General features: G+C 60.1%; 14 protein-coding genes. 11 read left to right on the top strand and 3 right to left on the bottom strand.

From position 1 onward, the window contains the following. Nucleotides 1-140 precede the first annotated feature (140 nt). Nucleotides 141-977 (top strand): LysR family transcriptional regulator, encoded by an 837-nt coding sequence (locus AC6ROY_RS04525; RefSeq protein ID WP_500098834.1) that lies wholly within the window; start codon nucleotides 141-143, stop codon nucleotides 975-977. 163 nt (nucleotides 978-1140) lie between these two features. Next, on the top strand, nucleotides 1141-1533 hold the full coding sequence (locus AC6ROY_RS04520; RefSeq protein ID WP_500098833.1) for a CTP synthase: 393 nt from the start codon (nucleotides 1141-1143) through the stop codon (nucleotides 1531-1533). 88 nt (nucleotides 1534-1621) lie between these two features. On the opposite strand, the gene AC6ROY_RS04515 is transcribed toward AC6ROY_RS04520, so the two are convergent. Further along, nucleotides 1622-4300 (bottom strand): alpha-L-rhamnosidase, encoded by a 2679-nt coding sequence (locus AC6ROY_RS04515; RefSeq protein ID WP_500098832.1) that lies wholly within the window; start codon nucleotides 4298-4300, stop codon nucleotides 1622-1624. Continuing rightward, nucleotides 4297-5331 carry a glycoside hydrolase family protein gene (locus tag AC6ROY_RS04510; RefSeq protein WP_500098831.1) on the bottom strand — a complete coding sequence of 345 codons (1035 nt, stop codon included), beginning with the start codon at nucleotides 5329-5331 and terminating at the stop codon, nucleotides 4297-4299. Before AC6ROY_RS04510 ends, AC6ROY_RS04515 begins: the two co-directional genes overlap by 4 nt. Before the next feature lie 178 nt (nucleotides 5332-5509). Between AC6ROY_RS04510 and AC6ROY_RS04505 the strand changes: the two genes are divergently transcribed. The 8 genes from AC6ROY_RS04505 (at nucleotide 5510) to AC6ROY_RS04470 (ending at nucleotide 18008) form a co-directional block, all read left to right on the top strand. After that, nucleotides 5510-6826, top strand: a complete 1317-nt coding sequence (locus tag AC6ROY_RS04505) for an iron-containing alcohol dehydrogenase (protein ID WP_500098830.1) — start codon at nucleotides 5510-5512, stop codon at nucleotides 6824-6826. Beyond that, the gene (locus tag AC6ROY_RS04500) at nucleotides 6787-8358 is read left to right on the top strand and encodes a four-carbon acid sugar kinase family protein (protein ID WP_500098915.1); all 1572 of its coding nucleotides are present in this window, start codon (nucleotides 6787-6789) and stop codon (nucleotides 8356-8358) included. Before AC6ROY_RS04505 ends, AC6ROY_RS04500 begins: the two co-directional genes overlap by 40 nt. Then, nucleotides 8355-9377, top strand: coding sequence for a 4-hydroxythreonine-4-phosphate dehydrogenase PdxA (gene pdxA, locus AC6ROY_RS04495; RefSeq protein WP_500098829.1), 1023 nt, complete (start codon nucleotides 8355-8357; stop codon nucleotides 9375-9377). The genes AC6ROY_RS04500 and pdxA overlap by 4 nt, the downstream gene beginning before the upstream one ends. 55 nt (nucleotides 9378-9432) lie before the next feature. Continuing rightward, the gene (gene dapA, locus AC6ROY_RS04490) at nucleotides 9433-10350 is read left to right on the top strand and encodes a 4-hydroxy-tetrahydrodipicolinate synthase (protein ID WP_500098827.1); all 918 of its coding nucleotides are present in this window, start codon (nucleotides 9433-9435) and stop codon (nucleotides 10348-10350) included. Between the two features lie 93 nt (nucleotides 10351-10443). Continuing rightward, nucleotides 10444-11082, top strand: coding sequence for an SGNH/GDSL hydrolase family protein (locus AC6ROY_RS04485; protein WP_500098826.1), 639 nt, complete (start codon nucleotides 10444-10446; stop codon nucleotides 11080-11082). 270 nt (nucleotides 11083-11352) lie between these two features. Beyond that, nucleotides 11353-12660, top strand: a complete 1308-nt coding sequence (locus AC6ROY_RS04480) for an alpha-L-fucosidase (RefSeq protein WP_500098825.1) — start codon at nucleotides 11353-11355, stop codon at nucleotides 12658-12660. A gap of 43 nt (nucleotides 12661-12703) precedes the next feature. Then, nucleotides 12704-15415, top strand: coding sequence for a hypothetical protein (locus AC6ROY_RS04475; protein WP_500098824.1), 2712 nt, complete (start codon nucleotides 12704-12706; stop codon nucleotides 15413-15415). 28 nt (nucleotides 15416-15443) lie between these two features. After that, on the top strand, nucleotides 15444-18008 hold the full coding sequence (locus tag AC6ROY_RS04470; protein ID WP_500098823.1) for a glycoside hydrolase family 95 protein: 2565 nt from the start codon (nucleotides 15444-15446) through the stop codon (nucleotides 18006-18008). Here AC6ROY_RS04470 and AC6ROY_RS04465 read toward each other — a convergent pair. After that, nucleotides 17957-18193: a hypothetical protein gene (locus AC6ROY_RS04465; protein ID WP_500098822.1), complete on the bottom strand. Its 237-nt coding sequence runs from the start codon at nucleotides 18191-18193 to the stop codon at nucleotides 17957-17959. The two genes, AC6ROY_RS04470 and AC6ROY_RS04465, sit on opposite strands and share 52 nt — an antisense overlap. 236 nt (nucleotides 18194-18429) lie before the next feature. Here AC6ROY_RS04465 and AC6ROY_RS04460 point away from each other — a divergent pair, with 236 nt between their 5' ends. Continuing rightward, nucleotides 18430-19431, top strand: a complete 1002-nt coding sequence (locus tag AC6ROY_RS04460) for a sialidase family protein (protein ID WP_500098821.1) — start codon at nucleotides 18430-18432, stop codon at nucleotides 19429-19431. Nucleotides 19432-19508: the final 77 nt, after the last annotated feature.

The raw sequence follows: 19508 nt of genomic DNA, 5'->3' as shown, positions 1-19508 counted from the left end.
AATAACGGATTGACTCCGCATGCACCGGGTTTCCCGTATTCCACTTCCTGCACGTGCCTTATTATAGCTTCCTCCCAAAATATTGTATAATCGTTAGTAATGATAGGAACCATCAGCCTAAATGATGAGAGGAACGGCATATGGAAAGTTTAGAGTTGCGCATATTTCGAGAAGTGGCCTATACCCAATCAATTTCAAAGGCTGCGAAGAAAATGGGGTATGTTCAGTCCAATGTAACAGCCCATATTCGTAATCTTGAAGAAGAGCTGGGAACGATATTGTTTATTCGCCATCCTAAAGGGGTATCGCTTACGGAAGCTGGCGAACAATTATTATCCTATGCGGATCAAGTTGTCAGCCTACTGGATAATGCGAAACGCCAACTTGCCAAGAGCACGCCAAGTATTCAAATCGGCGCAACACAAACGCTTGCGGCCCACCGGTTGCCGGTGTGGCTTTCCTCCTTTATCCAACAGTATCCGCAAGTCAACTTATCCGTAACGACGGGCGCGCAAGCTGATCTTCTACAGGCCGTTGCAGACGGTCATTTAGCATGTGCCTTTGTCAATACGGAATTTAACCATCCGAAGCTTATGTCTGTTTTTTCATTTCAAGAAGAACTTGTGTTCATTGCTCCCAAGCACTTGAAATTGGATGAAATTCCATATCAACCGATTGTTGTCGCCCGGATCGCTGGTTGTCCTTATCGAAATTTGCTTGAAACATGGGTTATACAACGAACCTCCCGGCGGCCGAATGTCATTCAGTACGACAGTGTTGAAGGGATTATGAAGGCAGTTGCATTAGGCATGGGAATATCTTTACTGCCAAGAGACGCATTGCCGGAGGCGGCTCATGTTCAAGCTTATCCAGCAAATGATATTGGAACGGTAAGCGTTCAACTTGTGATCCCCCAAAATGCTGAAAATCTTAGCTTGAACCAATTCATCGAAACGATAAAAGCTGCGGCTGAATAATTCCGGATTTCTTCGCACCCCCTTGCGTTTATTTATGGAAATGAGAGGCAGGCACGCGGGTTGAAAGGTGTTTTGGCGGAGGGAAGGCCGTGACCTATTTTCATTCTTGACAAGGACAACTGTCCCATAAGCTTTTCCGAATAGGAGCCAGGGGGCATACAAAATGAAAATTGCGATTGTTGGTGATTTTAGTCCAGAATATCCATCACAGATTGCTACTAACGATGCTCTTAGGCATTCATCTAGGAAGTTAGGGATTTTTATCGAGTATGAGTGGATTCCTACATCTACAATAATGAAACAACTGAATACCATCAAGGAAACCTATCACGGTTTTTGGGTAGGCCCCGGGTTCCCGGATTCCGTTGACGGGGTACTTAGCATTGCAAGAAACAAAGTGATGCTCAAGAATGCCGGGCACGAAGAGCGCGATCCAAACGGCAATCAAATCGTTATTAGTAAACTCGCTTGCTCATTAGTCGGTCAGCAAGGCGAAGTTATAGTAAAGAAACCTTCGAGAATCTTTGATATATTCATGAAGCTGGATCAAGAATAGTCGGTACGGATTCCAAGGGGCCAAGCCGGAAAGGGGAGGAGCGTCTGACTGCCGCCCCTCCCCCTATACCCGCGTTTGTTGTTTCACATTACAAAGGGCTTTCGAACCGGTAAGAGCCGGAGCCAAGCCGCAGCACAGCGTTGCCCGCTTCCATACCCAGGAAGCGGATGCCGGGAGCTTCGTTCACGGACCGGCCACCTTCCAGCAGCAGCTCGCTGGAGCGTGCGGGCAGCAGCAGCACCGCGCTGCTGTTGACCGGAATGTGGGCGTTCAGCGTCAGCCGCCCCGTCGCGCTGCGGGTCCAGGCGACCCGTACGACGCCGCACGGCAGCCGATGCTCGGCCGCAGCTTGCGACAGCCCTTCCGGTATCGCCGGCCGCAGCTGCAGCTCATAGCCGCCGCTCGACGGCTCGAAGCGGTAATGAATGCCGCCCAGCCCGGCATAAAACCATTCCTCGATATGGCCGAGCATAAAATGGTTTTGCGACTTGCCGACAGTCGGTCCGTCCCACGCTTCGGTCAGCGTCGTCGCTCCATGCTGCAGCTGATAGCCGTAGCTGGGATGCTCGGTTTGCCGCGCCAGCTCGTAGATCAGGTCGGAGCGGCCGTGCTGGGCCAGCGCCAGCAGCACATAGCGATGGCCGACATCGCCAGCCGTCGTATGCATCCGGCGCTGCTCGATATCAGCGACCAGACGCGCCAGCACGGCTTCGCGGTAAGGCTCCTCCACCAGACCCAGCGCCAGCGGCATGGCGTAGGAAGTTTGGCTGCCGCTGGCATATTGCAGCGTCTCCGGGTCGAAAAACGCGGCGTTAAACGCCGTACGGATCGCCGCAAGCAGCTCGCTGTACCGCAGGGCGTCCTCGCGCTCCTCCAGCAGCTCGGCGATGGTCCGAAAAACATCGACCATCTGGTAGTACATCGCTGTTTCCGTATGGGCAACCGGGGTATTCCGAGCGAAGCCGGGTCCGTCCTCATGCACATCGTACCAATCGCCCAGCCCCCAATCGACGAGATAACCGGTGGACTGATCTGTCACGTAATCGACATAAGCCTTCATGCCGGTGTAATGCTCCTCCAAAATGCGGCGATTGCCGTAAAATTGCAGCAGATTCCAGCCGGTCAGCACGTAGGCCGCTCCCCAGGCGACCGAGTCGCGGAAGCAGCGCCATTGCTCGGCAAACACGACGTATTCCGGCGCTGTCGTCGGCACCAGGCCGCTCGGCAGCTGCGCATCCCGCATGTCCTCCATCGCTTTAACGAGCAGCGGCTCGATGTTATAGTTAAACGCGACCGCCGGCCCCATCAGATGCAGCTGCTCCAGCCAACCGAGCTTTTCCCGGTGCGGACAGTCTGTGAAGATGCTTTTCATGTTGCTGAGCATCGCGTATTGAATGATCGTATGCGTCTGGTTCAGCAGCTCATTGGAGCAGGCGAAGCTGCCGACCGTTTCGGTGTCCGGATAGATCATCCGGCCTTCCAGAGCGAGCAGCAGCGGCAGCGATTCGGCCGGCTCTGCTTGTGCAGCTCCGGCTGGTACAGCTCCTTCGATCTGCACGTAACGAAAGCCGTAGTAGCTGAAGCGCGGGGACCACGTTTCGATGCCGTCGCCCTTTAACGTATAGGTGAACCGGTAAGGGGAGCCGGTCCATTTCTGGTTGGCTGTGCCGTCGTCCTTCAGCAGCTCGGCGGGAGACAAGGTGACGCTTGCTCCGGCTGCGCCCTTCACGGATAGCTCTACCCAGCCGGAAAAGTTTTGCCCCAGGTCAGCCACATAGATGCCCGGAGCGGGCTGCGTATACCGGAGCGGGCGAAAGGCTTGCATTTCCTTGAGCGGCGCGAGAGCCTGCGCTTTCATCCGGCCGCCAGGCGGCTCGGCTTCGATTGCGCGCGACCAGTTGCCCGGCTCGGTAAAGCCTGCGCGATCCCAGCCCGGCTGCTCCAGCCTGGCGTCATAGTCTTCTCCGCCGTAGATGCACGCAAAGGTTAGCGGCCCGTCTGCCGTGCGCCAGCCTGCATCGCTTGCGACGGTGATCAGGGTGCCGTCGGTCAGCGTAATTTCCAGCTGAACCCGGCAGACCGGCGGGCCAAATGATCCTTTGAATTTGCGGTAGCGTCCGCCTGTGACGTGATAAAACCCGTTGCCCAGCATGATCCCGACCGCATTGGCGCCGGCTTGCAGCGCTTCGGTCACATCGTAAACGGAATACAGGCATGTTTTCCGGTATTGGGTCCAGCCCGGCTCCAGCACCCGATCGCCGACCTTGGCTCCATTCAGCCGCAGCTCATAGTGGCCGAGTCCGGACACATAAGCGCGGGCCGAGCGTACAGGCAGCGCCAGCGTAAACTCCTCGCGGAACAGAGGCAGAACGCCCGGCTTGCTGTGGGCAGCATCCGCTGTTAACCAGCGTGCCTGCCAGTCGCTTTCCTCCAGCAAGGCCATTTCGAACCATCCTGTTTCGCTGACGATTTGTTCACCGGCCTCGCTCCATATTTCAACCCGCCAATAGTAACGGGTGCGCGAGCAAAGCGGGCTTCCGGCATACCTAATATGGGCATTGTTGCGGCTGGTCGTATACCCGCTGTCCCATAGCTCGCCCCGCCCGCAGGCTGCCTCTGCTTCGCTGGCCGACACGACCAGACGATAGGCGACCTGCTGCTCGTCGCGCCGGTCCGCAGCGGCAAACGACCAGCGGAACGCCGGACGGGCGACGTCCAGGCCAAGCGGCTGCCGCATCGTTTCGACATAAAGCTGCGCAAGCTTCAAAGGGTGTGGCCCCCTTGTCCGGTAAGCGCTTTCTGCGCCAGTGGACGAGAAGTGGCCACGCTGATCGTTCTGAACTCTTTTCCGTAATTGATGGTCGGATCACCCTCGTGGGTTAAGCGGCAGGCGCAGTAAAAATGGTACAGTACCCCTTCATAGGTCACGACAGACGGCTTATGTGCAAAGATTGAATCAACTTCACCCGGCTCGCCGACCCGAATGATCGGTTCCGGATACTTTTCCCAATGGAGCAGGTTGTCCGATAACGCAATCCCTTCCTGAGCCTTCTTATAATCGTAGCCGAAATAATACATGACCCACTGGTCCCCGTCGCGGACGACGCAAGGGTCGCTGACGAAGCCGCAATCCCAGCTTTCCTCCGTGACTCGCAGCACCGGATTTTCGTCATACCGGGTCCAGTTCAGCAGATCGTCGGAGAACGCCACGCCGGTTTGCTCCTTCCAGCGGCCCTTCGTGGCATTTTTCGCGTTGTAATATAAATAAAACCGGTTGTTATGCTCGATCAGGCATTCCTTGTACAAGCCGCCCTTCTCCCAGTCATGGTCAGGCGAAGCGGTCAAAATCGGCTCCTGACAGCGGTGCCACTCCAATAGCTGTTCATCCTCGGTCCAGGCGATGCCGATGCTGGCGGAGCCTTCCTCATACCCGAACTCGGGGTAAGCGTGATAGACGAGCCAATATTTGCCGTCATGCTTCTTCAGTACAGGCGGAGCCTCCAGCCGGTTTTCCTTCAAAATCCAGGTGCCGGCTACGTTTTTGTTATCCCAGCCATGGCCTTCATCCCGGCGTAAAATGACCGCCAGATGCTCCCACTCCGTCAAGTTATCGCTGGTTGCCAGTGCCGTTTGGTAGCCTACGCCGTCAAACCCGACGTACATCATGTAAAACCGGTCGAGGTGCTGAAAAACAAACGGACAATCGACCGCCCGTTCATCGAATCGCCCGGAGATGCCGGAGCCGACCAGTACGGGCTCGCCAAGCTTATATGGCGTCAAATAACGATCAATTTGCATAAGGACCTCCTTGGAACTAAGCAGTTTTTAACAGATTACTATCGGCCTCAAGCGCTCTGTGGGGGGGATTGGCTCTCATATATAGGGCATTTGCATCTTCAAGCCGGCCCTTGATTGACTTCGCCCTGAACGGAACGGTAGGATGGGGGCAAACCTGTGAGGCAAGGAGGCGCTGCCCATGATGAAGGAAAGTTTGGAGAAGCAGGACAGGGACGAGGGAAGCGGATTAAAGGGAACAGGATTGGACGCGAAACAAGGCGCAGTAGCGGGAGCTGGTGCCCGGTTTGCGGCTGAACGGGAGCAGCCCGCAAAACTGTATCAATTTCAGACAGCGGGACGTATCCTTTTCGGGCGACATGCAATTCGGCAGCTCCCAGCCCAACTGCAGCTGCTCGGCAGCTTTCGCCATGTCGTGATCGTCGCCCAGCGTTCGCTGGTCAAGAGCGGAGAAGTGGATCGGATGATGGCCGAGCTGCGCGAGTCCGGCATCCATTGCCGGTATACGACTGGCGTAAAGCCGGAGCCGACGGTTGCCAACATCCGCGAAGTATTCGCCGAAATCGCTTCCGGTCCGGTTGAGCTGCTCATCGGGCTGGGCGGCGGCAGTGTGCTTGATGCGACGAAGCTGCTGGCCGTTATGCTGACGGACCCGACGGATGTGCAAAGCCTGATCGGCGTCGACCGTGTGGCGAAGCCGGGTATTCCGACCGTGCTAATTCCGACGACGTCAGGCACCGGCTCCGAGGTGACGCCGAACGCCATTGTGACGCTGCCGGAGGAGGAGCTGAAGGTCGGCATCGTTAGCCGTCATTTGCTGCCGCAGCTTGTGCTGCTGGACCCGCTGCTCACGTTGTCGCTTCCGCCGGACATTACGGCTGCGACAGGAATGGATGCGTTTACCCATGCGTTTGAATCGTTTATTTCCAACAAGGCTAATCCGCTCAGCGATGTATATGCTCTGGAGTCCATGCGGCTCATAGCAGGAAGTCTCGTACGCGCTTACAAGCAAGGCGATGATCTCGAAGCACGGGAAGCCATGCTGCTGGGCTCGATGTATGGCGGGATGGCGCTGTCAGCTGCCGGGACGGCTGCCGTGCATGCGCTGGCATACCCGCTCGGCGGAAAATTCGGCATTACGCATGGCGTAGCCAATTCGATGCTGCTCCCGCACGTTACCGCCTTTAACCGCGATGCAATTGCCGGAAAGCTGGTGCGCGCTGCGCAGGCGATGGGCTTGGGCGGCGCGGAGCTATCCGAGACGGAAGCGGCCGAGCGCGTGATCGGGACGATGCTCGATTGGACGCGCGAGCTGCGCATTCCGCAAAATTTGCGGGCGTTTGGCGTGACGGAGCAGCATATTCAGAGCTTGTCGGAAGCGGCCTTTCAGGTGCGGCGGCTCATGGACAACAATCCAAAGCCAATGGATGTAGAGGCGATTGCTGACGTCTACCGCCAATTGCTGCCGCAGACCGGCCGGGAGGAGGATGTGTCCTGAACATTGCAATTATTGCCGATGATTTGACCGGCGCTTGCGATACGGGCGTGCAACTGGCGCGACAAGGGCAGCGCGTTTCGGTGCTGCTGCAGACTGCGGGCGAGCCGGCTCCATTTGGCGTCAAGCCCGAGGTGCGGGTGTGGGATACGGACAGCCGATCGCTGGAGCCTCCGGTCGCGTATCGGAAAACGGTGGACGCCGTGCGCCAGGCGCGGCGAGCCGGGGCAGCATTTTTGTTTAAAAAAATTGACTCCACGCTGCGAGGCAACGTCGGCGCGGAAATTGACGCGATGTTCGACGCGCTCCGTCCCGATTTTGTGCTGATCGCTCCGGCGTTTCCGCAGGCGGGACGGTGCGTGCGCGAAGGCCGTCTGTACGTAAACGGCGTTCCGCTGCATGAAACGGAATTTGCCCGCGATCCGAAAACGCCGGTCCGCGATTCGTACATTCCCGACCTGCTGCGCCGTCAGACGAAGCAGCAGATTGCGGTGCTGCCGGTCGCTTTCTGGCTGCAGCCGCAGCAGGAGCTGGTAGAGGCGCTGGCCGGGCTGGCCGCTGCCGGAACCCGGTATCTTGTGGCGGATGCGGAGGAGCCTGTGCATTTGGAGCGTATGGCCGCTTGCCTGGCCGTGCTGGCGGCTTCGGTCGTCTGGGTCGGCTCGGCCGGCCTGGCCGGATATTTGCCGCTGCGCACAGCAGCGGAGCAAGCTGCGGCTGACGACACGACGGATGAAGTCCGCCAAGCGACTGCTGCCGGAAGCGGCGTGGATGCAGGTGGGCAAGCCGCGACTGGCGGAGACGGTACGGATGCAGGTGGGCAAGGGGCGATTGTCGGCGGAGCAGACGCGTTGCGTAAAACGACCGCTGCCGGTGGGAGCGACGCATTCCGGCAAACGGCGGCTGACAGAGACACGACGGATGAAGTCCAGCATAAGACGGCCAGCGACGAATTGGATGCGCTTCCACAGGCTGTTTCGCCGGTGCTGGTCGTCGTAGGCAGCGTCAGCGGCCGAACCCGACGCCAGCTGGAGCTGCTGCTGGAGCGGCCGGATGTATGCGGCATTGTGCTGGATGCCGCGAAGCTGGCGGGAGCGGAGACGGTAGGAGAGCAGGAGCTGGAGGCGGCGGTCCGTCAGGCGGAGCGGGCGCTGCGCGCAGGACGCCATACAGTATTGTTCTCAACTGGAGATGAGCAAGCGATCCGGGCTGCACAGGAGACAGGCAGGCGGCAGGGCTTGCTCCCTGCGCAGGTGGGCGACGCGATCGCCCGCGCTCTCGGCTCAGCGGCCGCCCGGCTGCAGGACTGCATCGGGGGGCTGGTGCTGACAGGCGGCGATACGGCTCGTCAAGTATGCGCCGCCTTGAAAGCCTCTGGGTTCCGTGTGCTGGACGAGGTGGAAAGCGGCGTCCCCGCCGGGCTGCTGGCGGCAGCCCGCGAGCTGCCGGTCGTCACCAAAGCGGGAGGGTTTGGCTCGGAGCAAGCGCTGCTCAAGGCGCTGGATGTATTAGTTGCAGGGAGGAACAGACCATGAAGCCGATAATCGGGATTACGATGGGCGATGCCGCAGGCGTCGGTCCGGAAATTATAGGGAAAGCGCTGCAGCGGCCTGACGTGTACGAGCTGTGCCGTCCGCTGGTCGTCGGCGATCCGGGCCAGCTGGAGCGGGCTGCGCGTCTGATCGGGACGACATCGGTTGTGCGCGAGATCGCGGAGCCGTCCGCCGGCAGCTACAAGTCGGGCGTGATGGACTGCTTGTCCATGCGGCTGCTGGAGCCGGACCTGCCGTATGGCCGCGTATCGGCCGCAGCGGGCGATGCCGCCTACCGGTTTGTCGAACGGGCGGTTGAGCTGGCTGCCGCCGGGCAAATTGCCGCGATTTGCACCGCGCCGCTGAACAAGGAAGCGCTGCATCTCGGCGGTTACCTGTATCCGGGACATACGGAGATTTTAGCCGGCTTGACCGAAACGGAGGATTACTCCATGATGCTGGCCGCTCCGGGACTGAAGGTCATTCATTTGACGACGCATGTCGGTCTGATTGAAGCGGTCCGCCGGATTACGCCGGAGCGGACGTACCGGGTGATCCGGCTTGCGCATGACACGCTGCGGCGCGCAGGCGTTGAGCGCCCTCGAATTGCTGTTTGCGGAATTAACCCGCATGCCGGTGAAAACGGGCTGTTCGGGCAAGGCGAGGAGGAACGTCAGCTTGCGCCGGGCATCGCGCGCGCGAGCGCGGAAGGGGTGGACGTTACCGGGCCTTATCCTGCGGATACGTTGTTTTACCGCGCGCTGCGCGGTGACTTCGATATCGTCGTCGCCTGCTATCACGACCAGGGCCATATTCCGGTCAAGGCGCTTGGCTTGGAGGAGGGCGTGAACATTACGGTCGGGCTGCGGGGAGGTATGATCCGTACGTCAGTTGATCACGGGACGGCATTTGATATCGCGGGCACTGGCCGCGCATCGGAGCGCAGTCTGGTCGAGGCGATCCGCGCTGCGGTTGAGCTCGCGCCGCGGGTGGACGGGATCGGACTGGAGCAGCGGCAATAGCGAGCTTGTGGCAGCAAGCGCAGCCAAGAAACAAACAAAAGGGAGAAGATATGTCATGCTACAGCCTAAGGGTATTATTCCGGCGATGATTACGCCGTTTGACCGGGAGCAGCAGGTTGACGAGGCCGCGCTGCGGCAGCTGGCGCGCAGGTTTGTGAATGCGGGCGTCCACGGCTTGTTCGGACTGGGAACGAACGGCGAATTTTTTTCGATGACAACGGATGAGAAGCTGCGGATCGCCGAAATTTTGCTGGAGGAGGCAGATGGACGGCTGCCCGTGTATATTGGGGCAGGCTGCGTCAGCACGCTGGAGACGATCCGTCTCGCGGAGCGGCTGGAGCAGCTTGGCGTCGATGCGCTGACCCTGATCACGCCTTATTTTCTCAGCTTTACCCAGCAGGAGCTGCTGGGGCATTTCCAGGCGGTTGCCGCTGCTACCAGGCTGCCGATCGTGCTGTATAACATTCCTGCGCGAACAGGCAATGCGCTGCAGCCCAAGACGGTAGCTGAGCTAAGCCGTGTGCCGCATATTGTCGGCATTAAGGACAGCAGCGGCAGCTTCGATACGATCTTGCAGCTGCTGGAGCTGGCTGGTCCGGAATTTGCCGTGCTGGCCGGTACGGATTCACTTATTTTACCGACGCTGCTGGCGGGCGGGCAGGGCGCGGTTGCGGCGACGGCCAACGTGTTTCCGGAGGTTGTGCTGGCGATTTACGAGCTGTGGAGGCAGGGACGGATTGAAGAAGCCGAGCTGGAGCAGCGCAAGCTGCGCGCGCTTCGCAGCGCATTTGCCCTGGGGACGCTGCCGTCGGTGCTGAAGGAAACGATGAATTTGATCGGGCTGCCTGCGGGTGAACCGCGGCTGCCTGTGCAGCCGGTCAGCGCTGCGGCGCGATCCGAGCTGCAGGCGATGATCAGCCGTTATATCGCGGATGGACTACTGCCCGATCAGACGGGCGTAGAGCAGGCGTAAGCCTATGCGCCAACATGGCCGCTAGCAGGCTGTACGGGCTGGCGGTCGCATCCTTTTTCACCAAATCATGCATTGCAAGGAGGCGTTTGCGCCATGCCGTTTAAGGCAAATGACAAGATCGTATTTATCGGAGACAGCATTACGGACAAGGGGAGAAAAAAAGACCCGCTCAAGCTTGGCTCCAGCTACGTCCGGCTTGTGCATGACGCGCTGACCGTGACGTATCCGGAGCTTGCGCTGCGGGTGATCAACGAAGGGGTATCGGGCAACCGGGTGACGGATCTGGAGAAGCGGTGGACGCTTGATGTGCTGGATCATAAGCCGCAATGGCTGTCCGTTTCCATCGGGATTAATGATGTGTGGCGGCAGCTCGATTCGCCGGAGCAGGAGCAGGTCGACGTCGAGCGCTTTGAGTCGGTGTATGGCCGGCTGCTGGAGCAAGCCTGCGCGCTGCCGGATTGCAGGCTGATTTTGATGCAGCCGACCATTTTGAAGGAGTACCCGGATTCAACGGGGAACCGGCTGTTGGCGCCGTATGTCGAGGCGGTGAATCGGCTTGCCGAGCGCTTCGGGGCGATTTTGGTGCCGACCCATGAGGCATTTTTGCAATTTCTGCGCTGTGAAACGGGCAAGGAGCTGACGACGGATGGCATCCATATGAATCCGCTCGGCGATATGCTGATGGCCAAGACATGGTTGAATACGGTTACAGGTGGGAGCGCCCGCCTATAAACATGGTGAAATTGCCCTATATCGGGCCTGGCACATTCCGGTAAACTGAACCCAACCGCTTGACACGTCAGGCGGCCAAGGCGGGAATGGCCGGGCCCGTTTGTCGCCTATACGGGGATTATGGGGCGGCGTTCCTCACATCCCGGCAGCACAGAACCTAACTGATCCGGCCTTGCTGCAAAGGGCGGACTATTTGGAACGCCCGGCGCTGGCGCAGCCGTACAAATTTCTGCACCGCTCCTGTCCGGGGAGCTTTGAAGGAGGAACAACATGACCTACGAGGTAGAGCCGACAATCGGCGACAGCGCGTGGTTTACGCAGGATCGCTTCGGTCTGTTTATACACTGGGGGCTGTATTCGCTCGGGGCGCGGCATGAATGGCTGCAATCACGCGAGCGATCCAGCACGGAGCGGTACGGGGGCAAATATTTCAACCGGTTCGACCCCGACTTGTACGACCCGGAGCTGTGGGCGCAGCTGGCCCATGACGCAGGCATGCAATATGTCGTGACGACGACGAAGCATCACGAAGGTTTTTGCCTGTGGGACAGCGAGCTGACGGAGTTCAAGGCGACCCGTACGCCTGCGCGGCGCGATGTGCTGCGGCCGATGGTGGACGCGTTCCGCAGCCGCGGGATGAAGGTCGGGTTTTATTATTCGCTGCTCGACTGGAACCACCCGCATTATACGGTCGATCCGAAGCATCCGCTGCGCCAGGATGAGGCGTTTATTGCGGACAGCAGCAAGCGGGATATGTCGATTTACCGCCAGTATATGCTGGGGCAAACGGAAGAGCTGCTGACGCGGTTCGGCAAAATTGATCTGATGTTTTATGATTTTTCATTCCCGGAGGAAAACGGCCTGCCCGGCAAGGGCAAGGACGATTGGGGCAGCGAGGCGCTCGTGCGGCGTATTCGCGAGCTGCAGCCGCATATGCTGCTTAACGATCGGCTGCAAATCGGCGGCGATATTACGACGCCGGAGCAGTACATCCCGACTCGCTGGGTGCAGGTTGGCGGCAAGCGGGTCGTGTGGGAAACCTGCCATACGTTCAGCGGCTCATGGGGCTACCATCGCGAGGAGGATTCGTGGAAAAGCGTCGAGGTGCTGATCAAAATGCTGATTGATGTCGTCAGCAAGGGCGGCAACCTGCTGTTGAATGTGGGGCCGACCGGCCGCGGCGAATTCGACGAGCGGGCTGTGGACCGGCTCAAGGGCATCGGCGAGTGGATGAGGCGGCACAGCCGCGCGATCTACGGCTGCACGCAGGCGCCGGAAGCATTCGAATGCCCGACAGACTGCCGCCTGACGTATAACCCGGACACCAACCGCCTGTATGTGCATGTGTACAGCTGGCCGTTCAAAAATATTCACCTGCGCGGCCTGGCCGGCAAGGTGGAGTATGCCCAGCTGCTGAACGATGCTTCCGAAATCCGCATGAAGGAAGGCTTTGTGCCGAGCGGCATTGAGGAGGGCGCGTTCCGTGAAGGGCGCGACGAAACGACGCTGACGTTGTCCATTCCGGTCAAGCAGCCGAATGTGACGGTGCCAGTAATCGAGCTGTTTTTGAAGGGATGATATCGAGCTGTTTTTAAAATGACGATGGAGGTGACTGGCTGAAATGACAGCTATCACGATTGGTTATGAGCCGCAGCCTACGCCCCGGATTGCCTATGGGATCGAGCTGCTGAAGCAGGCGCTGGAGGCTTGCGGATACACGGTCAGCGCGGAGGAGGCTTCCTGGCGCTGGGATACATACCGGACGGTTTCGGGAGCAAAGCTGTTTGTCGCGAACCGACTGGAATCGGAGCTGCTGCAGCAGCTTGAAGCACGCGATGTGCTGCTGTACCATACGCAAGCGCCGGAGGAGGAAGGCTTTTATTTGGCCGCGTGTCCGGGAAGTCTGACTGCGGTTTCCGGCGGCAGCGACTCAGGCGTCCTGTATGGCTGCCAGGAGCTGGCGCGCCGCGTGACGGCTGCCGGACGGCTGCCGGACGATCTGGCATTTGGCGATGCGCCGCGGTTTGCGCTGCGCGGTCCGGCGATCGGCTTGCAGAAAACGCAGGTGGAGCCGCCTCGGCTGACCTATGAATATCCGATTACCCCCGCGCGGTTTCCGTGGTTTTACGACCGGGCGCTGTGGACCGATTTCCTCGATATGATGCTGACGGAGCGCTGCAATATTGTGTACCTGTGGAGCGGGCATCCGTTTTCCTCGCTGGTGAGGCTGGAGGAGTACCCGGAGGCGCTGGAGGTAACGGAGGAGGAGTTTGCGCTTAATGTCGACACGTTCCGCTGGATTACACAGGAAGCGGACAAACGCGGCATCTGGGTGGTGCTGAAATTTTACAACATTCATATTCCGCTGCCCTTCGCCCAGCATCACGGCTTGAAGCAGCATCAGCCGAAGCCGCTGCCGCTGACGAGCGATTACTATAAGAAGTCGCTGGCTGCGTTCGTCCGCACATTTCCGAATGTCGGGCTGATGGTGTGCCTCGGCGAAGCGCTGCAAGGGCAAATTTACGGGGTGGAATGGTTTAACGATACGATTTTGGCCGGTCTGCTGGAGGGGCTGCGCGACGCTGATGTGAAGGAGAAGCCGCCGATCATTTTGCGCTCGCATGCGATTGAGCCGCAGAAGGTGATCGAAGCTGCGCTGCCGCTGTATCCGCGGCTGTACACGGAAGCGAAGTACAACGGGGAGTCACTGACGACGTACACGCCTCGCGGCAAATGGCAGCGTATTCACCACCGGCTCAGCGAGCTGGATTCGGTGCATATTGTGAACGTTCATATTTTGGCGAATCTGGAGCCGTTCCGCTTCGGCGCTCCGTCCTTTATCCAGAAATGCATGCAGGCGGCGAAATATCGGCTCAAGTCAAACGGCCTGCATTTGTATCCGCTGTTTTTCTGGGATTGGCCGTATTCGCCGGATGTGGCATCGCCGCGTCTGCGGCAGCTGGACCGCGACTGGATCTGGTTTTCAACCTGGTTCCGCTATGCGTGGAATCCGGATCGCGACCCGGATGCCGAGCAAGTGTACTGGGCAGGTGTCATCGGCCGCCGGTTCGGCAGTCTGGAGGCGGGCGAAGCGATTCGCGAAGCGTACGAGGCGTCCGGCGCGTGTGCGCCCAAGCTGCTGCGCCGCTTCGGCATTACCGAGGGCAATCGGCAGACGATGAGTCTCGGGATGACGATGAGCCAGCTGACGAACCCGGAGCGGCATATGCCGTGGCCTGATCTGTGGGAATCCCAGGCGCCGCAGGGCGAGCGGCTGGAGGACTACGTGCTGCGGGAGCTGCGAGGCGAGCCGCATGTCGGGGAAACGCCGCCTGAGCTGATCGCCGAATGCGAGCGGCAGGCGGATCAGGCGGTAGCGGCCATCAAGCGAGCTGCGGCGTATGTGCGGGCTGACCGCGAGGAGTTCGATCGGCTCGCAGACGATATGCGTGCGATCCGGCTGATGGTGCGTTCCTACGCGGATAAGGTGCGGGCTGCGCTGCTCGTTTTGACCTACAAGCATACGGCCCGGGACGATTACTTCCAGCGGCTGGACTTGCTGGAGGAGGCGGCCGGCTATCTGGAGAGCAGCCTCGTGTATTACCGCGAGCTGACGGCGCTGACGGCGCGCACGTATACGTTCGCCAACAGCATGCAGACGCCGCAGCGCAAGGTGCCGATTCGCAACGGGCTTGAATACGGCCACTGGCAGGCTTGCCTGCCGGTGTACGAGAAGGAGCTGGAAAGCTTCCGCGCGCATCTGGGCGAGCTGCAAGCGGGCGAGCTGCCGGAGGCGCTGCGCAATTTGGAGGAGCCGATTACTGCGTATCGGCAGGCGCCGTTCGAGCTGCTGACCGCGGCGGCCGAAACGTATCCGGTGACGAAGGAAGCGTGCATTTTCACCGACGGCGACATTCATATTGTTGGCCTCGCCGAGGAGCTGGACGGCTTGACGGGCGTCCGTTTCAGCCAAATGGAGGCAGGCAAGCAGGGCGTAGCCATTGAGCTGGAGCTGAGCGAGCCGTCGAAGGTGCTGATCGGGTATTTCAACTCCAAGGAGGAGCAATATTTGCAGGTGCCGAGCCTGGAGGAAAATACGCATGCGGACGATCAGGGCGGTTACGCGCCGGTGCTGCGCAAGGGCTTCCGATTGTATGCGTATCCGTCTGTTAATATTCATGCATTCCGGTTTGAGGCGGGGCGTCAGCGGATCGACCTTGGGCGGGGCGCCTACGTGATCGCCGGGGTAATCGCTGACGATCAGCCGCTGCGCGTGCGGGATGTCGAGCATAAAAACGACGGCGTCGCGACGCTGGATTGGCTGTACGAGTAGCTTCGCGGATTCAGAGAGGAGCATGGCGATGGCAGACAGTGAATCAACGCTGTGGTACCGGCAGGCGGCCGGGAGCTGGTTCGAGGCGCTCCCGCTCGGCAACGGCCGGCTCGGCGCGATGGTGTTTGGCGGCGCGCAGCGGGAGCGATTGGCGCTGAATGAAGATACGTTATGGTCGGGAGAGCCGCGCGATACGGTTCGTCCTGATGTGCAGCTTTACTTGGAGGAGGCGCGTCGGCTAATATTCGCGGGGCAGCATGCCGAAGCGGAGCAGCTGATCGAGCGGCATATGCAGGGTTCGGAAATTGACGCCTACCAGCCGCTGGGCGATATTGAGCTGTTGTTTGACGACGCTGGCGAGGTAGCGGACTACCTTCGCGAGCTGAGTCTGGCCGAAGCGGTCGCTCGCACCCGGTTCCGCAGCGGGGGCAAGCTGCGGACTCGTGAAGCTTTTGTTTCCGCGGTCGATCAGGTGCTGGTCGTCCGGCTGGAGAGCGAGTCGACGATGAATTTCACCGTGCTGCTGCACAGCCCGCTGCAATACAAAGTGCGGAAGGCCGATTGGAACGGCCTGTCGCTGACCGGCCAAGCGCCGATTGAGGTGCTGCCAAATACGGTCAAATCCGCCGATCCGGTGCGGTATGCGGCCGACAGGGGCACTGGCTTTGCTGTGGCGGTGCAGGCGCTGATCGACAAGGGTCGCATCGAGGCGAGCGGCGGCCGGCTTCGCGTTCGGGCAAACGGCGCGGTGACGCTGCTAATCGCCGCCGCCACAAGCTACGCCGGATTCCGGACGGACCCGGCGCGATCCGGGCGCGATCCGGAGCTGCTGTGCGCCGAGCGGCTGCGCGAAGCGGCTGCGCTTGGCTATGAGCAGCTGCGGCAGCGACATGTGCAGGAGCACGCGGCGAAGTTCAGCCGGGTGTCTCTGCGGCTCGGGCCGGGAGCGGCGGCAAGCTCCACGGGAGCGGGGAGCGGCGCAGGGCCATTGGGCGGCCTGCTGCCGCGAGCCGGACAGCAGGCTGCTGCGTCGGCGGAAGAAGAGCATCCGTCGATAGCTGGACAGCAGGCAGCTGGACAGCATGTAGACGGGCAGCGTACAGCTGCCACAGATGAGCTGCCGACGGATGAGCGTATACTGGCCGTACGCGACGGGGCGGATGATCCGGGATTGGCCGCCTTGTTTTTTCAATACGGCCGTTACTTGCTGCTTGCCAGCTCACGTCCAGGCACGCAGGCTGCCAACCTGCAGGGCATCTGGAACGACAAGCCGCAGCCGCCGTGGTGCAGCAGCTGGACAACTAATATTAATGTACAGATGAATTATTGGCTCGCCGAGCCGACCCATCTGGCCGAATGCCACGAGCCGCTGTTCGAGCTGATCGAAGGACTGCGCGAGCAGGGCCGCCGGATGGCGGCTGTGCATTACCGGGCGCGCGGCTGGACGGCGCATCACAATGTTGATCTGTGGCGTACGGCTACGCCGGTCGGCGGCTCGCCGAGCTGGGCGTTTTGGCCGATGGCCGGGGCTTGGCTGTGCGAGCATCTGTGGGAGCACTATGCGTTCAGCCAGGATGAGAGCTACCTGGCGCGGGTGTATCCGACGCTGCGTGAAGCGGCGCAGTTTGGACTGGACTGGCTGGTCGCCGGTCCGGACGGGAAGCTGGTTACTTGTCCATCCACATCGCCGGAGAACAGCTTTATCGGTCCGGACGGCCGTACCAGCAGCGTTACCTGCGGCGCGACAATGGATACTGCGCTGCTGCGAAACCTATTTAGCCACGTAATCGAGGCAAGTCGGATGCTAGGAAGTGATGAGCTGTTCCGTGAACGGCTTGAGCAGGCGCTGGGCCAAATGCTCCCTTACCGGATCGGCCGTCACGGGCAGCTGCAGGAATGGGCCGACGATTTCGAGGAGGTGGAGCCGGGTCACCGCCATATTGCCCATCTGGTGGCGCTGCATCCGCTCGACCAGATTACACTGGAGGGCGAGCCGGAGCTGGCTGAAGCATGCCGCCGCACGCTGGAGCGAAGGCTTGCTCACGGCGGTGCGCATACCGGCTGGAGCTGCGCCTGGACGGTTTGCTTCTGGGCGCGTCTGCGTGAGCCGGAGGAGGCGCATCATTTTCTGTCTGCTCTGCTTGGCGGTGCGCATCCCAACTTGACCAATGCCCACCGGCATCCGAAGGTGAAGCTTGATATTTTCCAGATCGATGGAAATCTTGCGGGGACGGCAGGCATCACTGAGCTGCTGCTGCAAAGCCACGGCGGCATGATTCGGCTGCTGCCTGCGCTGCCCGGCAGCTGGAGCGAGGGGCGGGTTACCGGATTGCGTGCTCGCGGCGGGTTCGAGCTGGACCTGGAGTGGGCCAATGGACGGCTCATCCGAGCGATCGTCCGCTCGCTGGCTGGCCGCTCCTTCCGGCTGCGTGCGGACGAAGGCTTCAAATTGATCGGCGAGGACGGCGAACCGGCACGGGTTGAACGCAGCGGCGAACCGGGCGGGTACCTGCTCAGCTTTGCCACAACAGCCGGACAGTCTTATGTACTGACCGCTGCCGGCGAGCCCGTGGAGGTGCTGCTGACGGAATAATCGGGCTGCCACATGGATTGGTTTGCGTCTGCTGCCTGAACGTGTCTGCGCTGATCCTCGGCCGGAGCAAACGCTTGTCCGATGCAGGACGGCTGCTCGACTGTCACCCGGCGAATGCTTGGCAGCCGCTTCAGACGGAGGAATGTCCACCTAACAGAATACACGTGACTACGGGGAATGGCCAAAGCGACAGTCCTCCTGCGAACGTTTGGCAGCCGCTTCAGACGGGCAATTCCGCAAGCTGCCAAAACCCGTTTTCTTCGTGAACGGACATTTGTTGGCCTTACGAACCGGGAGCAGCAGCCGGACGGCTCGGGCAGCAAAAGCGAATCAGTCGCCTTTCCCACTTCCTGGCACAAATTGTCTTGGCCTGCTTTCACTTATTTGTAGATTTTAACCAAAGCTAGAGGAGGGCATTGGATTGCACATAAAAGCGGAGACGAACTTGCGCACCTTTATTGTGGAGGAGGACCGCCCATTCGCCAGCTGCCACGCGTCGACGGTGGAGTGGCTGCCGAACGGCGAGCTGCTTGCGGCCTGGTTTGGCGGCAGCCGGGAGGGCGCATCGGATGTAGCCATCTGGCTGTCACGCCGTCTGACGGACGGCAGCTGGACGCCTCCGGTCAACATCGCGGATCAGCAGGATGTGACTCATTGGAACCCGGTATTGTTCCGGCGCAGCGACGGCGTGTTGTTCCTGTACTACAAGGTGGGGCCGAAGATCGAGCATTGGGAGACGCTGTATTTGCGCTCGGATGACAACGGGCATACGTGGACTGCGCCCGCAGCGCTCGTGCCCGGTGATCGGGGCGGACGGGGACCGGTCAAAAACAAGCCGATCACACTCACGGACGGCACGATCGCGGCGCCTGCCTCGCTGGAGCCTGCCTGGGAAGCCTTTGTCGATTTGTCCACCGACGGCGGACAGACATGGGAGCGCAGCGCAGCTGTACCGATGCCGGAGGATCGCAGTGTTTTCCAGGGAAAAGGCGTTATCCAGCCAACCTTGTGGGAGTCAGCGCCCGGCGTCGTACACATGCTGCTGCGCAGCACGGCCGGGGCCGTCTACCGCAGCGACTCGGCGGACGGCGGCCGTACCTGGTGTCTTGCTTATGCAACTGCGCTGCCGAACAATAACAGCGGCCTCGATCTGGCGCAGCTGACGGACGGCACGCTGGCGCTTGTCTGCAACCCGACGCGTCCCGCGCCAGGCAAGCTCAAGGGGCCGAGAACGCCGCTGGTCGTCCTGTTCTCACGCGACAACGGGTTCACCTGGGGGGGCGAAACGCTCATCGACGAAGGCGAGAAGCAGTATTCGTATCCGGCTGTTATTGCTGTTGGCCGCGAGCTGCATGTGACCTATACATGGAAGCGGGAGCGTATCGCCTATTGGCATATGAACGTAACGATTGAGCAGGAATGACCTATACTTTGGAGTATTATCCACCCTTAAACGATCATTGGAATTATTTATACTAAATGTATGCGCTAAGAACGGAA

Source organism: Paenibacillus sp. sg306046 (assembly GCF_059821225.1).
This window is presented reverse-complemented; position numbering and strand designations above follow the sequence as displayed.

Excerpts from the sequence above, each read along its gene's own strand:
- AC6ROY_RS04470 (WP_500098823.1), top strand. The coding sequence starts at position 15,444 with ATGGCAGACAGTGAATCAACGCTGTGGTACCGGCAGGCGGCCGGGAGC.
- pdxA (WP_500098829.1), top strand. The coding sequence starts at position 8,355 with ATGAAGCCGATAATCGGGATTACGATGGGCGATGCCGCAGGCGTCGGT.
- AC6ROY_RS04510 (WP_500098831.1), bottom strand. The coding sequence starts at position 5,331 with ATGCAAATTGATCGTTATTTGACGCCATATAAGCTTGGCGAGCCCGTA.
- AC6ROY_RS04485 (WP_500098826.1), top strand. The coding sequence starts at position 10,444 with ATGCCGTTTAAGGCAAATGACAAGATCGTATTTATCGGAGACAGCATT.
- AC6ROY_RS04505 (WP_500098830.1), top strand. The coding sequence starts at position 5,510 with ATGATGAAGGAAAGTTTGGAGAAGCAGGACAGGGACGAGGGAAGCGGA.
- AC6ROY_RS04525 (WP_500098834.1), top strand. The coding sequence starts at position 141 with ATGGAAAGTTTAGAGTTGCGCATATTTCGAGAAGTGGCCTATACCCAA.
- AC6ROY_RS04480 (WP_500098825.1), top strand. The coding sequence starts at position 11,353 with ATGACCTACGAGGTAGAGCCGACAATCGGCGACAGCGCGTGGTTTACG.
- AC6ROY_RS04520 (WP_500098833.1), top strand. The coding sequence starts at position 1,141 with ATGAAAATTGCGATTGTTGGTGATTTTAGTCCAGAATATCCATCACAG.
- AC6ROY_RS04475 (WP_500098824.1), top strand. The coding sequence starts at position 12,704 with ATGACAGCTATCACGATTGGTTATGAGCCGCAGCCTACGCCCCGGATT.
- dapA (WP_500098827.1), top strand. The coding sequence starts at position 9,433 with ATGCTACAGCCTAAGGGTATTATTCCGGCGATGATTACGCCGTTTGAC.